This window comes from Nocardia sp. NPDC004711 (assembly GCF_053601595.1).
The window spans coordinates 58,427-72,661 of sequence record NZ_JBSGCB010000019.1 but is presented as its reverse complement, the minus strand read 5'-3'; the positions used below and the strand labels follow the sequence as shown (position 1 = coordinate 72,661).

Annotated in this window: 11 protein-coding genes; 6 read left to right on the top strand and 5 right to left on the bottom strand. The window is 70.2% G+C overall.

Annotation, left to right across the window (positions count from 1 at the left end):
- Positions 1-59: 59 nt before the first annotated feature.
- Together ACWEKS_RS20730 and ACWEKS_RS20725 are read left to right on the top strand one after the other, a co-directional pair.
- Positions 60-2,681: a LuxR C-terminal-related transcriptional regulator gene (locus ACWEKS_RS20730; protein WP_452341588.1), complete on the top strand. Its 2,622-nt coding sequence runs from the start codon at positions 60-62 to the stop codon at positions 2,679-2,681.
- 314 nt (positions 2,682-2,995) lie between these two features.
- Positions 2,996-4,024 carry a hypothetical protein gene (locus tag ACWEKS_RS20725; protein ID WP_452341587.1) on the top strand — a complete coding sequence of 343 codons (1,029 nt, stop codon included), beginning with the start codon at positions 2,996-2,998 and terminating at the stop codon, positions 4,022-4,024.
- A gap of 72 nt (positions 4,025-4,096) precedes the next feature.
- Here ACWEKS_RS20725 and ACWEKS_RS20720 read toward each other — a convergent pair whose 3' ends face one another.
- Both ACWEKS_RS20720 and ACWEKS_RS20715 read right to left on the bottom strand, forming a co-directional pair.
- Complete coding sequence (locus ACWEKS_RS20720; RefSeq protein ID WP_452341586.1) at positions 4,097-4,657, bottom strand: methylated-DNA--[protein]-cysteine S-methyltransferase; 561 nt, start codon at positions 4,655-4,657, stop codon at positions 4,097-4,099.
- A gap of 52 nt (positions 4,658-4,709) precedes the next feature.
- Positions 4,710-5,012 carry a hypothetical protein gene (locus ACWEKS_RS20715; RefSeq protein ID WP_452341585.1) on the bottom strand — a complete coding sequence of 101 codons (303 nt, stop codon included), beginning with the start codon at positions 5,010-5,012 and terminating at the stop codon, positions 4,710-4,712.
- Between the two features lie 62 nt (positions 5,013-5,074).
- Between ACWEKS_RS20715 and yczR the strand changes: the two genes are divergently transcribed.
- On the top strand, positions 5,075-6,568 hold the full coding sequence (yczR, locus tag ACWEKS_RS20710) for a MocR-like transcription factor YczR (RefSeq protein ID WP_452341584.1): 1,494 nt from the start codon (positions 5,075-5,077) through the stop codon (positions 6,566-6,568).
- Positions 6,569-6,778: 210 nt separating this feature from the next.
- Here yczR and ACWEKS_RS20705 read toward each other — a convergent pair whose 3' ends face one another.
- Positions 6,779-8,080 carry an adenylosuccinate synthase gene (locus ACWEKS_RS20705; RefSeq protein WP_364619895.1) on the bottom strand — a complete coding sequence of 434 codons (1,302 nt, stop codon included), beginning with the start codon at positions 8,078-8,080 and terminating at the stop codon, positions 6,779-6,781.
- Positions 8,081-8,501: 421 nt separating this feature from the next.
- Between ACWEKS_RS20705 and ACWEKS_RS20700 the strand changes: the two genes are divergently transcribed.
- Both ACWEKS_RS20700 and ACWEKS_RS20695 read left to right on the top strand, forming a co-directional pair.
- Positions 8,502-9,161 (top strand): hypothetical protein, encoded by a 660-nt coding sequence (locus ACWEKS_RS20700; RefSeq protein WP_379401254.1) that lies wholly within the window; start codon positions 8,502-8,504, stop codon positions 9,159-9,161.
- 56 nt (positions 9,162-9,217) lie between these two features.
- Positions 9,218-10,000 (top strand): site-2 protease family protein, encoded by a 783-nt coding sequence (locus tag ACWEKS_RS20695; protein ID WP_379443250.1) that lies wholly within the window; start codon positions 9,218-9,220, stop codon positions 9,998-10,000.
- A 261-nt stretch (positions 10,001-10,261) separates the two neighbouring features.
- On the opposite strand, the gene ACWEKS_RS20690 is transcribed toward ACWEKS_RS20695, so the two are convergent.
- Both ACWEKS_RS20690 and ACWEKS_RS20685 read right to left on the bottom strand, forming a co-directional pair.
- Positions 10,262-11,356, bottom strand: a complete 1,095-nt coding sequence (locus ACWEKS_RS20690; protein WP_452341683.1) for an FUSC family protein — start codon at positions 11,354-11,356, stop codon at positions 10,262-10,264.
- 58 nt (positions 11,357-11,414) lie between these two features.
- Positions 11,415-11,858: a DUF3151 domain-containing protein gene (locus ACWEKS_RS20685; RefSeq protein ID WP_452341583.1), complete on the bottom strand. Its 444-nt coding sequence runs from the start codon at positions 11,856-11,858 to the stop codon at positions 11,415-11,417.
- A gap of 83 nt (positions 11,859-11,941) precedes the next feature.
- Between ACWEKS_RS20685 and ACWEKS_RS20680 the strand changes: the two genes are divergently transcribed.
- A complete protein-coding gene (locus ACWEKS_RS20680) occupies positions 11,942-14,161 on the top strand; it encodes an Rv0361 family membrane protein (protein WP_452341582.1) in 2,220 nt (739 codons plus the stop codon).
- The last annotated feature ends 74 nt before the right edge of the window (positions 14,162-14,235 follow it).

Sequence of the window (14,235 nt, the reverse complement as noted above, 5' to 3'; positions counted from 1 at the left end):
CAGGTTCCGGGGGTTTCGTTCCCGCTGCCGGGGCGGGTCGGGCCATCTACAGTTGAGCCATGGCTCGGAATTGGCCGATGGTCGAGCGGGTGAAAGAACTCGAGTCGATCAGGTCGGCACTCACCGGCGACGAGTTCGTCGGGGCGGTGCTCACCGGTGACGCGGGGGTCGGCAAGACCACGCTGGCACGGCAGGCCACCGCCGCCGTCGGCGGCAATATCCGCTGGGTCGCGGGCACCGAATCCGCCCGCAGCATTCCGCTCGGGGTCTTCGCGCACATGGTGGGGGTGTACACCGCCCACGATCCGGTGACCTTCATGGCGGCCGCGCGCGAGGCGCTGCTCGCCGACGGGCACACCATCATCGGCGTCGACGACGCCCATCTGCTCGACCAGCTCTCGGCCACCCTGCTGCTGCAGCTGGCCCTCGACAAGGCCGCCCACATCGTGTGCACCGTACGCAGCGGGGTGCAGGTGCCCGACGCGGTGACCTCGCTGTGGAAGGACGGGCATCTGCTGCGCATCGACCTGAAGCCGTTCACCCAGCGGCAGAGCGTGGAACTGGTGGAATCCATGCTGGGCGGGCAGCTGGAGGGCTTCACCGCCAACCTGATGTGGGAATCATCCGGCGGAAACGCGCTTTTCCTGCGGCACCTGGTCGAGGGCGCGCTGGAGGCCGGGACGCTGCGGCAGGTCAGCGGGGTCTGGCAACTGCGCGGGCGCGCGGCCGTGACCTCGGAATTGGCTGCGCTGCTGGAGGATCGGGTCGAGCAGCTGCCCGAGTCGGTGCTGCGGGTGCTGGAACTGCTCACCTTCTGCGAGCCCATCGACCTGGACGTGCTCTCCGAACTCGCGGGCGAGGAAGCGGTGGAATCCGCCGAATCACGTGGTCTCATCAGGATTGTCGAGAACAGCCATCAGCTGCTGGTGCGCTACAACCATCCGCTGTTCGGTGAGGTGATCCGGCGGCGGCTGGGTATCGCGTCGGCGCGGCGGCTGCGCGGGCGGCTGTACTCCTCGCTCCGGGACCGGCCGATCAACTCCGCGTCCGAGCGCATCCGATTGGCCGAATTGGCCTTGGACAGCGATAAATCCGCGGACCTCGAGCTGTTCCAGGCGGCGGCCGCGGATGCCATCGCGCTGGCGAATCTGCCCTTGGGCGAACGGTTCGCCCGCGCGGCGGTGGAACGCCAGGGCGGAGTGGAGGCCGCCGACCTGCTGGCCCGCGCGCTGTTGTGGCAAGGGCATCGCATAGAGGCCGAGCGCACCCTGGCCGGATTCGATCCGGACGAGATGAACGAGGTGCAGCTGGCGCGCTGGGGCAGCACCCGGGTGTCGAACCTGCTCTGGTCCATGGGCGACGCGGATCGCGCCGATACCGTGCTGGAATCGGTGCGCAACCGGATCACACATCCGAAAATTGTTGCGGCACTGGATGGTCTGGCCTCAGCGTGCGCGGTCAACGAGAACCGGATCGACGACGCGTTCGCCCTCGCCGAGCCGGTCATCTCCGCTCCGGACGCGCCACCGTGGGCGGTGTTCTGGGCTGCCTTCGGTGGCGGATTAGCCCTCGCGCTCATGGGACGCGGTGAAGCGGCCCGGCAGTATGCGGCCCGCTCGCACGCCGTGGAGTCCCACATCGACGGGTTGAACCGATTCATTTCCGCGCACGCGGAAGTGCTGGCCCTCACCTTCACCGGCGAGCTGGAAGCCGCGCGCCGATGCGCCAATACGCCCTACCCGTTCTCCTCCCCCGGGCAATATCTGGCCTGGGGCATGGCCAAGATCCTGCAGGGCACCGTGGACGTGGCGCAGGGCCAGTTCCCGCAGGGCATCGACAATCTCGAGCAGGCGCTCGCGGCGCTCACCACCGAGGGCGCGGCGTCCTGGATGTTCCCCGCCCAACTGCGGCTGGCGGAGGCGTACTCGGCGCTCGGACGGCCCGCCGAAGCGGCGGAAGCCATTGCGGCGGCGACCTTGCGAGGCGGGCGTCACAGTGCCGTCTATGAACCGCTGCTCGAACTCGTGCGGGCCATGCAGGCGGCCGCCGAGGGGACCGCGACGCCGGCCGTACGGCTCGCGCTGGGGGCGGCGGATCTGGCCGCACGCACCCACCAGCACGCCATCGAGGCGATGGCGCTGCATGCCGCCGCCCGTTTCGGCGATCAGTCGGTCGCCGGGCGGTTGGCGGATCTCGCGGCCCGCATCGACGGGCGGCTGGTGCAGGTGCAGGCGCGGCACGCGGCGGCGGTCGCGGCCCACGACGGACCCGGATTGGACACCGCCGCAGCGGAATTCGAGGCAATCGGGGCGCTGCTCTCCGCAGCGGACGCGGCCGCCCAGGCCGCCTCCGCGCACGAGCGGGCGGGTGACCGCCGCCGACTGCTGGAATCCGCGGCAACCGCCAATCGGCTGGCGGCCGCCTGCGGCGGCGCGTCGACCCCGGCGCTGCGGCAGTCCGCGCAACCGCTGCCGCTGACCGCGCGCGAACGGGAGATCGCGAATCTGGTGGCGGCGGGCCTGTCCAACCGGCAGATCGCGGACCGGCTGACCGTCTCGGTGCGGACGGTGGAGGGGCACCTGTACCGGGCGTGCATCAAACTCGATGTGACCGATCGGGAGGCGCTGGCCGAATTGATGCGCGGAGGGACGGCCTCGGGCAAATCGGCAAGACTGAACTGATCCGGATCGAGAAATGAATTCCGGCGTGCTCCGCCACGCCCTCCACACTACCGTCGGCGTCCTACTGCGGCCGGCCCTGGCCCTCGCCTGCGCGGCCACCGCCCGCACCGGTGCGGCCTACTAGCCGCTCCCCCACTCGATTTCCTCCGGCGGCGTGCAACTTCGCACCCCCAATCCGAGGCGCTGATCTGCGTCGATACGGAACGGGCCGGTGCACGGGCAAGCCGAGCCGGAGGTCCCCGCGAATAACCGGTAGTCATGGCCGGTCTCGGGGCCGGTGCAACGAAATATGTTCGGAAGGCAGGTGTTTCGGCATGCTCCGTCGGGATCGTGAAGTGAAGGGCACCGCGGCTCGGCGGGCGATCGTCGTGGGCGTCGTTCCGCTGGCGTTGACAGTGGCCTGCGCGAATACGAGTGACCACTCGGCCCAGCCGGCGCAGGGCAGCTCGACCCTGGCCGCCGTGCAGCCGAGTGGCACCCGCGCCCCGGCCGATACCGGCGCCCCGGAAGCGAATCCGCAGCCCGGTGCGGCGGCCCGGGACGCCGCGGGCACCGCCGGCACCTCGAGCTCCGTCCAGTCCGCCCCGCGCCCCGGCGCCGCCCAGCCGGGCGTGGCCCTCCCGGCCCATGACCAGGATCGCCCCGGCCCGCGTCCGAGCCTCGCGCAGCCCGGCGTCACCGTGCCGATTCGCCCACTGCCGCAACCACAGTCGCCGTCGCAGGCCGACTACCCGATCCCCGCGAACTTCCGCCCGATCCCGAATCACGAAGCGGCGCCGGCGGTCGACTTCCGAACCCTGCACGCCCCGGCGGTGGTGGACCCGGTCCTCCCGATCGCCCCGCCCCCGCGCACCGTCCGCATCGGCGACTTCACCACCCCCGCCCCGGACCAGCTGCCCGACACCATCCTCGACACCGTGAACGGCGCAGCCGCCGACACCGAAGCGGGCCTGGCCACCGGCCTCAACTCCATCGGCGTCAACCCGAGCCGCTCCGACAAGATCGCCGCGGGCACTCTCGGCGGCGCGGCGATCGGCGGGGGCATCGGCGCCGTCGGTGCGGGCGTTCCGGCGGCGCTGCTCGGTGCGGCAGTAGGCGGCACGATCGGCGCGGGCGTCGGCGCTGCGGTCGGATTCGGGCTCGGTTCGGCCGGTGTCGTCGTGGCGCCGTGGACAGCGCCCATCGACGTCCCGGGCGGCACGGCCGGTGGGGCGCTGATCGGCGCGGGCATCGGCGCTGCCGCCGGAGCCGCGGCCGCGGGCATCCCGGCCGCACTCGCCGGGGGAGCTGGGGTCGGAGCGGGAGGCGCGGCGCTGGGTGGCTTCCTGGGCAGCGCGCTCTGACGCGCGCCTTCCGGCGATACGGGGGGCATCCGCGCCAGGCTTTCGGTGCGGGTGCCTTCCATCTGGCAGTGGTCAGAAGAGGGTGGGTTCGCCGAAGCCCGGCGTGCGCTCGATTTCCAGGAGGCGCTGTTTGGTGGTGAGGCCGCCGGGGGCGGAGAAGCCGTGCAGGGCGTGATCGGCGGCCAGTACCCGGTGGCAGGGGATGATCAGGGGGATCGGGTTGCGGCCCAGGGATTGTCCGACGGCCTGGGCGCCGCCGGGTGCGCCGATGCGGTTCGCGACCGCGCCGTAGTTGAGGGTGTGCCCCGGGTCGATGGCGCGGGTCATCTCGTAGACGGCGCGGTCGAAGTCGTTGAAAGCGGTGGTGTCCAGGGGGATCCAGCGGAGGTCGTCCAGGTCGCCGGTGAGGTGGGCGCGGATGCGGTCGATGACCGTGGCCAGCTCGGCGGTGGGCTCGGCCTCGTGGATGTCGGCCAGGCGGTGGCGGCGCAGGATGTGGTTGCGGGTGGCCGCGGGGTCGCGGTCGGGAAGGGCGAAGCGCAGGACGCCGGTGGCGCTCCAGGCGATGGCGCACACGCCGATCGCGGTATCGAAGAGCGCCGCCGACGCCAGGGGTCGGGCCGGGGCGGACATGAGGCCAGTCTGCACGGTGCCACCGACAAGAATCCGATTCAAGTCCAGTTTGCTAGAACTGGACTGATTCTTCCCGGCACGGGATGGTGGACAGGGCAGCCACGACTGGAGCGCTGCGACGGAATCGCCGCGCGGGAGCCGGCGGACAGGCATCCGGGCGGAGTGAGGCGATGGCCGCGAGGTCCGAATACTGCCGGGACGCTTCATATTCGGCGACCGACCAGTCCGACATGGGAGCATGCGGGCGATACCGCTCCAGCAGCTCGCCCCAGCGCTCACCGGGCTTGGGCGCATACCGGTACGCGAGACCGGCGAAAGCGGCGACGATCAGAATGGAGACCAGCAGAGCGACCATGAGCCCATAGTGGCTCCGCTCCGGACTTGAAGAAAATATCCAGTACCCCGATACTGGCCTGTATGGCGACACGAGTGATCGGCGCGGCCAGCTTGACGCGCGACCTGGGCCGGTGGCGGAACGACGAACCGGGCGCCCCCGCCGACAATGGCAAGCGTTCGGCGCGGCCCGCCTACGTGGCACTGGCGGAGAGCATCCGCCTGCTCATTCACGACGGCCGCGCGCCGCTCGGCGTCGCGCTGCCCAGCGAGCGCGATCTGGCCACCGCCCTCGCGGTCAGCCGCACCACCGTCACCTCCGCGTATTCCCTGCTGCGCGAGCACGGTTACCTGATCAGCCGCCAGGGCTCGCGCAGCACCGTGGCGCTGCCGCCGACCGTGGTGCACGACGGCGCGAAGCCCGCGCGCAGCATCCTGGCCATGATGGCGCAGCCGGAACTGCCGACCATCGACATGACCTACGCCGCCATGGCCGCCCCGCCGCAGATGACCGAGGCGTACTCCTTTGCCCTGCAAGGGCTTCCGACCTATCTCGGCACGCACGGCATGGACCCGGTGGGTGTGCTCATGCTGCGCGAGGCGCTGGCCCGCCGCTACACCGAGCGCGGGCTGCCCACCGAGCCGGACCAGATCCTCATCACCCTGGGCGCGCAGCACGGTCTGCGGCTGCTGCTCAATGTGCTCACCACACCGGCCGAACGCGTGCTCATCGAGCACCCCACCTATCCGAACGCCATCGAGGCGATTCGCGATGTGGGTGCGCGCCCGGTGCCGGTGCCCATGCGCCCGGACGGCTGGGATCTGGACGGAATCCGCAGTGCCGCACGGCAGACCGCGGCCAGCGTCGCCTACCTGATTCCGGACTTCAACAATCCGACCGGTCACCTGCTCGACGCCGAGGGCCGGGCGGAGCTGGCCACCATCGCCCGGGAGACCCGTATGACGGTGATCGTCGACGAATCCATGGTGGATCTGAACCTCACCGACCTCGAATCCCCGCCCCCCGCCGCCACTTTCGCCCGCAATTCGGAGATCGTCACCATCGGTTCGGCCTCCAAGTCCTTCTGGGGCGGCCTGCGCGTCGGCTGGGTCCGCGCCAACCAGGCCCTGATCACCAAACTCCTGGGCACCCGCTCCACCGTCGACCTCGGCACCCCCGTCATGGACCAGCTGGCCACCGTCCACCTGCTCCGCAATGCCGACGAAATCCTCACCACCCGCCGCGACCAGCTCCGCTCCCGCCGCGCGGTCCTGCTCGAGACCCTCGCCGAGGAACTCCCCGACTGGCGTGTCACCGAGGGCGTCGGCGGCATGTCCGTGTGGGCCCAACTCCCCGCCCCGGTCTCCACGGCCCTGGCCGCCACCGCCCCCAACCACGGCGTCCTACTCGCCGCCGGACCACGTTTCGGCGTCCAGGGCGCCTTCGAACGCTTCATCCGCCTCCCCTTCACCCATGAGGAATCCGAGCTGCGAGTCGCCGTGAAGTCCATCGCGGCGGCCGCCGCCGCCCTCAACCCGCACGCCGCCGACCCCCTGGCCCCGCTCATCACCTACTGACGTCCCCCAGCAAGGCAGTGCAACACAGCCCTGAGACCCGCACTATGCCCTGAAACGGCTCGCGCCCGCCGCGAAAGCGGCGGGCGCGTGTTTTTCGCTCAGCGACAACTGATTTCGCATGATGCGGGTAACTCACCGGGTACGACCAAATTGGTTCGGCACCTATCCGCAGGCACGGATGCAGAACCGGCAACGGCACTCAGCCGCCCGCTAAAGTCGCGGGGAGGCGGCAACGTCGTGGCGGACGATGGTCTGGTCGCGGCCGGGGCCGACGCCGATGCACGAAACCCGCGCGCCCGACAGTTCTTCCAGGCGCTCGACGTAGGCCCGGGCGTTGGCGGGAAGCTCCTCGAAGGTGCGGGCACCCGAGATGTCCTCCCACCAGCCGGGCATTTCCTCGTAAATCGGCTTGGCGTGGTGGAATTCGGTCTGGGTGGTGGGCATCTGCTCGACCCGCTCGCCGTCGATCTCGTAGGCGACGCAGATCGGGACGGTGTCCAGGCTGGAGAGCACGTCCAGCTTGGTGAGGAAGTAGTCGGTGATGCCGTTGACGCGGGTGGCGTAGCGGGCGATCACGGCGTCGAACCAGCCGGTGCGGCGGGCGCGGCCGGTGGTGACGCCGACCTCGCCGCCGGTCTTGGCCAGGTAGGTGCCGGACTCGTCGAAGAGTTCGGTCGGGAACGGGCCGGAGCCGACGCGGGTGGTGTACGCCTTCAGGATGCCGAGCACCGTGGTGATCTTGTTCGGGCCGACGCCCGCGCCCACCGCCGCGCCACCCGCGGTCGGGTTGGAGGAGGTGACGTACGGGTAGGTGCCGTGGTCGACGTCCAGCAGGGTGCCCTGCGAACCCTCCAGCAGCACAATCTCATCGCGCTCCAGCGCCTGGTTGAGCAGCAGCCGGCTGTCGGCGATGCGGTGCTTGAAGCCCTCGGCCTTCTCCAGCACCTCGTCCACCACCTGCTGCGGGTCCAGTGCGCGGCGGTTGTAGATCTTCACCAGCACCTGGTTCTTGAATTCCAGTGCGGCCTCGACCTTCTGGGTGAGGATCTTCTCGTCCAGCACGTCGGCCACGCGGACGCCGACGCGGGCGACCTTGTCCTGGTAGCAGGGACCGATGCCGCGGCCGGTGGTGCCGATCTTCTTGTTGCCCAGGAAGCGTTCGGTGACCTTATCGATGGCCACGTGGTACGGCATGATCAGGTGCGCGTCGGCCGAGAGCAGCAGGCGGGAGGTGTCCACACCGCGCTCTTCCAGACCGGCGAGTTCGGCCAGCAGCACACCCGGATCCACCACCACGCCATTGCCGATGACGTTGGTCACATCGGGGGTGAGGATGCCGGACGGGATCAGATGCAGCGCGAAGCTCTCACCATTGGGCAGCACCACGGTGTGACCCGCGTTGTTGCCGCCCTGGTATCGAACTACCCACTGGACCCGATCACCGAGCAGATCGGTTGCCTTGCCCTTGCCCTCGTCGCCCCACTGGGCGCCGATCAGCACGATTGCCGGCATGTGAGTGTCTCCTACGGGTTCGACGCGCAGCCCCTCTGGTGCTGCAGCTACCCGCCGTCAGAAGGCGGTGGCCGTAGGCACACTTTACGGGAATGCCCCATGACTCCCGCGAGGCGGCATCCCCGCAGTTCGCGGCCCGGCTCGATTCTGGACTGCGCTCCGCCTCCCCGTGCCCGGAGCGGATACGGGAGCGAAGCGGAGGCGGGAAGAATCGAGCTTCCGGCTCATAGACCTGCGCTTTGGCCGCGAACCCGCCCGGAGCGAAGCGGAGGGCAAATCCGGCACCGTAACGGATGCGCAGCGAGGACAGCGTGGCAAATGAGACAGGGCTATGGTGGCACGGGGAGAGGACCGGCGGGGGTCCATCGGATATGCAGCGAGGCGGATAGGTGTTGGCAAGCCAGAGGAGGGTGTTCGGCAGTTGAGTACCCATGTTCTCCGCTGCGACGGCGCGCCCGTTCCCATCGCGCTGGCATCCCTGTCCCTCACCCAGACCTCCGCCATTCCCGATACCGGCGCTCTGGACGAGTTGCTGCCGGTCATGGCCGCCGACAGCCTGCCCCGGCTCATCGTGCTCGGTGAGGATGCCGGATTGGCCGCGGTCCTCACCCATCTGATGCGCACCGAACGCCTCGGCGTCGAAATCGGTTATGTGCCCATCGATCGCACCTATGGCTCCCGCGCCTACGAGACCGGTACCGGCTCCGCCGCCGCCAAGCGCGCGCTGGAGGGCAAGGCCATCGCGACCCCGCTGATTCGCGACGACACCGGCAAGGTGCTGATCGGCCGCGCCACCCTGGTCGGCGAGGCGGGCGCGAAGCTCGAGGGCGAGGCCTACGTCGACGACACCCGGCTGTTCACGGGAAAGGTCGCGGCACTGCATGTTTCGCCCATGCTGGAGATGCCCGGCCTGCACGCCACCGTGCAGCGCGGCCTGCGCAAGAAGCGCTGGGTCGAGGGACGCGCCATGCAGCTGGGCACCAGCGGCGCCATTGTCACCCGCGACGGGATCACCACCGATCGGGTGGTGAAGCGCTCCACGTTCTATCGGCACCACGAACCTTGGCTGCTGGTTCGCTGATTCACCCCCAGAATGGGTAGCGGCGTACAGCAGAGCCGACCAGTTGGGAGTAACAGGTGAATTACCCGCGCGCGGTGGGCCGAGCATCCGGAGCGGTCCGGCCCAGTCCGGTGTTCCTACTGGTCGTGGTGATCACGGTGGCGGGCGGAGCGCTCGCCTGGGACGCCGACTACGGTTCGCGCCAGGCCCAATTCGGCGTTTTCATCCTGGTGGTGGCGGGCTGGATCGTGTCCATCTGCCTGCACGAATTCGCGCACGCATATGTGGCGTGGCGGGCCGGGGACCGCGAGGTGGAGATGCGCGGGTATCTGACCCTCAATCCGCTCAAGTACAGCCATCCGCTGCTGTCGATCGCGCTGCCGGTGGTGTTCATCGCGCTCGGCGGGTTCGCGCTGCCCGGTGGTGCGGTGTACGTGCACTCGCACAACTTCAGCCCGCGGGTACAGCGGATCCTGAGCGGCGCCGGGCCCGCGGTGAACGCGCTGTGCGCGATCGTGCTGCTGGTGATCGTGCGGTTCTACGGCAGCACCCATTCGCACGCGGCATTCTGGTTCGGGCTCAGTTACCTTGCGTTCCTGCAGATTACGGCGACCGTGCTGAACCTCATCCCGATTCCCGGCACCGACGGGTACGGGATTCTGGAGCCGTCGCTGAGCTATCAGACGCGACGGTCGCTGGATCAGATCAAGCCGTTCGGCATCCTGATCCTGTTCGCGCTGCTGTTCACGCCCGAACTCAACCGGCTCTTCTTCGACGCGATCAACGCGCTGTTCGAACTGTCCGGGCTGCCGGGCAGCTGGTGGTCGGCGGGCAGCGCACTGACGCGCTTCTGGCTCTGACCCGGGTGGGCCGCCCGGACGACCCGGTATCGGGCGGCCCATCGCAACGACATCGGTCCGGAGAAACCGTTGCCACCCGTCGCTGCGAGTCCGGAACCGGACTACCCCTCGTAAATCCGGCCTGATACGAACGGTAGAGGGACGCAAGCGGTTCGACGCGAGTAGCGGACTACCCGAAGATCAAGAGCAGGCCCCCGCAGGCGAATCGGACATACCCGCATTTCCGGTCTCGGACCTACCCGTGATCCGGGCGGACGTGGATCAGTCGATCGGCGTGACATAGGGATGCGGGACGGTCGGCGGCAGCAGCGCCATGGCGGAGAGCCTTCGTATCCCGCACACCTGCATGAGATCCACGACGATGGAACGCAATTGGGCGAAGACCACGTGGGCGGACAGGCCCGCCCCGGTCACCAGATCCTTGGTCGCACCCTTGCCGACCGAACGCAGCACACGGGTCGCCTCGGCGGGATCGGGCTTCTCGTCCGGATCGGCCAGCATCATGCGGCGCACCACATCCACGGCCTGACCGAGCTTCTCGACCTCCGCGACGAGGCCCGGATTCAGTACCTCGTCGTCGCGCACCGAGGTGAGCGCGCGGCGCAGCAGCACGCGGGTATTGCGGACCGCGTTGTCGAGCGGGTCGGCGGCCTGCCGCAGGCGCTGCAGACGGGAGCGAGAGTTCCAGTACAGCGGAGAGATTCGAATGATCTCCCGGCTGCCCTCGAGGGTGTTGCGCATGGCATCGATCGCACCCTGGGTGCCGCGCACGGTCTCGAGCGCCGTCTTGATCTTGCCGGCATCCTGCTCGAGCAGGCCGTCCGCGCACTCGGTGAGGGCCTTGCCCATCACCTCGAGAATCCCGGCGGCCTGCTCCCGGGCACGGCGCACCGGATGCAGCGGGATCGCCGCCACCACCACGATGCCGACCAGACCACCCACCAGCGCGTCGATCATGCGCAGCGACGCACCACCCTGACCGGGCGGATAGAGCGTGGCCACCAGTACCGCGGAACTGGCCGCCTGCATGGTGATGACCGGGCCGCCGTCGAGGAAGACGGCGGCGCCCATGGCGATCACCACCAGCAGCACGATCTGCCAGCCGCCGGTGCCCACCCGGGAGACGAACAGGTCGCCGATACCGATGCCGACGGCCACGCCGACGATCAGCTCGACCGACCGGCGCAGCCGCGCACCGAACGACAGGCCGATGGAGATCATGGCGGCCATGGGCGCGAAGAACGGGCGCTCGTGCCCGATCACATTGTGGGCGATGAACCAGGCCACGCCCGCGCCGATCGCGCACTGCACGATCGGCAGCAGCGAGGACCGGACGCGCCCCGCGGCGCTGCGCATGCGGGTGACGCTGCTCTCCCGGGCAGCGTCGAAGGTTTCGCCCAGGCCGCTGCTCAATTCAGTCGAGGCCGAGCTCGGCGGCCGCGCGCGGGTCGCAGTCCTCGAGCAGGTCCAGGCAGCGCGCGTACTCGTCGGTCTCGCCGATGGCGCGGGCGGCCTGCGCCAGCGCGCCGACGCTGCGCAGGAAGCCCCGATTGGGCTCGTGGCTCCACGGCACCGGGCCGAAGCCCTTCCAGCCGTTGCGGCGCAACAGGTCCAGGCCGCGGTGGTAGCCGGTGCGCGCGAAGGCGTAGGCGGAGATGATGTCGTGGTTGATCTCGCCGTCAGCGGCTGCGCCCCGCTCCAGCGCGGCCTCGGCCAGGTAGGCCCAGGCGATGGAGGCGGTCGGATGCGCCGCGGCAACCTGCACCGGGTCCTGTTTCTGGAGCAGCGCGTCCTCCGCGTCGATGTTTTCCGGGAGGAGGACCGGCTGCGGTCCGAGTAGATCGCCGAAGGAGGTCATGCCGATCATTCTGCACCGCCGTCCGGAATGCTCAGTAGGCTGACCGTCGAATCACAGTTCCGCCGAAGCAAGGGGTGTAGCGCGTGTCCGACCCGAAAGACGACCAGCAGCCGCAGGGTCCTGCCAACTCGGCATCCGGCGCCGAGGACACCGCCGCCCCCAAGACTCCGACCGACCAGTCCACGTCCCGGCCCAGCGGCCCCGCCCCGAGCAACCCCGCGAAGGGCCCCGGCGCACCGAGCGATGCCGTCGCCGACGACGCTCCCCCGACCGCCGCCACGGAAGTGATTCCCACCGCCGACTCCCGCACCGAGGAGATCCGCACCGGCACAGCCGAACCCGCGGCGGCCGGCTCGAACCCGGCCCCCGGCCAAGGCAAGCCGGCCAACCCGCCCGCGAAGTCCGGCTCGGCCGGTTTCGCCACCATTCACTACGAAACCCCCAAGTCCGCCGGGCGCATCCAGCCCCCCGCACCACAGCGCACCCCGGGCGGCCAACCCCCGGCCGCCGCGCGCCAGGGCTCGGGCGAATTCGTACCCCAGAACACCTCGAGCGCCCGGCCCGCAGCCCCCGGCGCGGCCGGCAAGCAGAACCCGCCCGGCACCCAACCCGCCGCCGCCCGGCAATCCGCCCCCGCCCAGCAGGCTCCCGCCGCGGGCGCCGCACCGCGACCGGGCACCCCGAAGGCCGCCGGACCCGCAGCGGGACAGACACACCGCCCGGACGCGAACGCATCGACGCCATCGAACGCGGCCGCCGAGAAGTCCACTGGCGCTGGACAATCCGGACCCGGCGCGGAGCAGTCCGGCCCGGGCCGGCAGGCGGCGACGGACGATGCCCCTACGCAGTTCATTCCGATTCAGCGGCCGAGCGGGGAGAAGCCTGCCGCGGGCGAGGCCGCTGCGGCGGATGCGACCACCCAGTTGATTCGGATTCAGCAACCCGGGCAGGCGGCGAGCGGCGGGGCCGCGAAGGCCGGTTCCGCGCCCGCGGCTGCCGGGAAGCCGGGTGGAGCCGCGAGCGATGCGGCGCAGGGGAAGCCCGCGCCGCAGGATGTTCCCACCGAGGGGATGCCGCAGGCGGATTCGCAGCCGGAGGATGGCAAGGCCGCCGCGAACGGCGGTAAGGCGAAGGATGCCGGTAAGGCGAAGGACGGTGACGCGGCGGCCGAGCAGGCCGGCGGGGCGGGCGATTCCGCGGCGAAGCCGGCCGGCGATTCCGGCGACGCCACCGGCGGGGACGCGAAAACCGTTGTGATCAAGAAGGTTCCGAGCCCAGCGGAGGACGCCACCACGGCATTGCCGATCGTGTCCGGGGACCAGGCGACCGAGAAGATCCGGGTGTCGGGGCCGCAGGGGCGGGCGGTCAGCAAGCCGCCGCAGACGCCGCGGGTGAACGCGGGGCCGCGGAATGTGGGTCCGAAGGGGAACGCGCCGGCGCCGGACGCGCCGGTCGAGGAGACCCGGCCGTCGCCGCCGCGGCCGCCGATGGGGCCGCGCCGGCCCGCGACCGCGCCGTCACCGGCGGATATGCAGCCGACCATGCCGGGCCAGCCCATCGGCGGTCCGCGTATCGCCCCGCCGCAGCGGGTCGGGGCGGGTGCGCCGCCGCAGGGTCCGCGCGGCCCGCAGGGACCGGGCGCGCCGGGCTCCAATGCACCGCAGGGACCCCACGCCCCCCAGGGACCGAATGCACCCCAGGGACCGAATGCACCGCAGGGTATGCAGCGGGGTCCGGTGCCGGGTGGCCCGGGACCGGCTGGGCCGCAGGATGTTCAAGGGGATGGACCGCGCATTCTGGCGCAGCCGCAGCGGGTTCCGGCCGCCGCCGAGGCAGCCGCCGGGACCACGCCGGCCGTGGGCGGTGTGTCGAAGAAGCTGTGGATCATCGTGGCGGCGGCCGTGATCGCGGTGATCGCCATTGCCGGCGTGGTGTTCGGTGTGGTGAAGCACCAGAGCAACAACTCGCCGGAAGCCTTGGTGCAGAAGACGATCACCACGTACACCGACGCGCTGAAGTCCGGGAATCTGGACGCGTTGCGGGCCGTGACCTGCGGTGCGCAGCACGACTTCTACCAGAAGATCTCGGCCGACCAGTTCGCGAGCGTGTACAAGACCTCGCAGGACCAGAAGAGCATTCCCCAGGTGAAGAGCGTCGACGCCATTCAGATCACCGGCGACGCCGCGCTGGCGCAGGCGACCGTGTACACCGCGGCGGACCCGTCGAAGACGTCCGCACGCACCTTCGATCTGCGCAACGAGGGTGGTTCGTGGAAGGTGTGCGACCCGCAGAACGGGCACTGATCGGCTCCCGGAAAATTTCCTGACGCATTTGCGGCCCCGGTCGCGATGAACATCACAAAGACCTGGTCAACAGT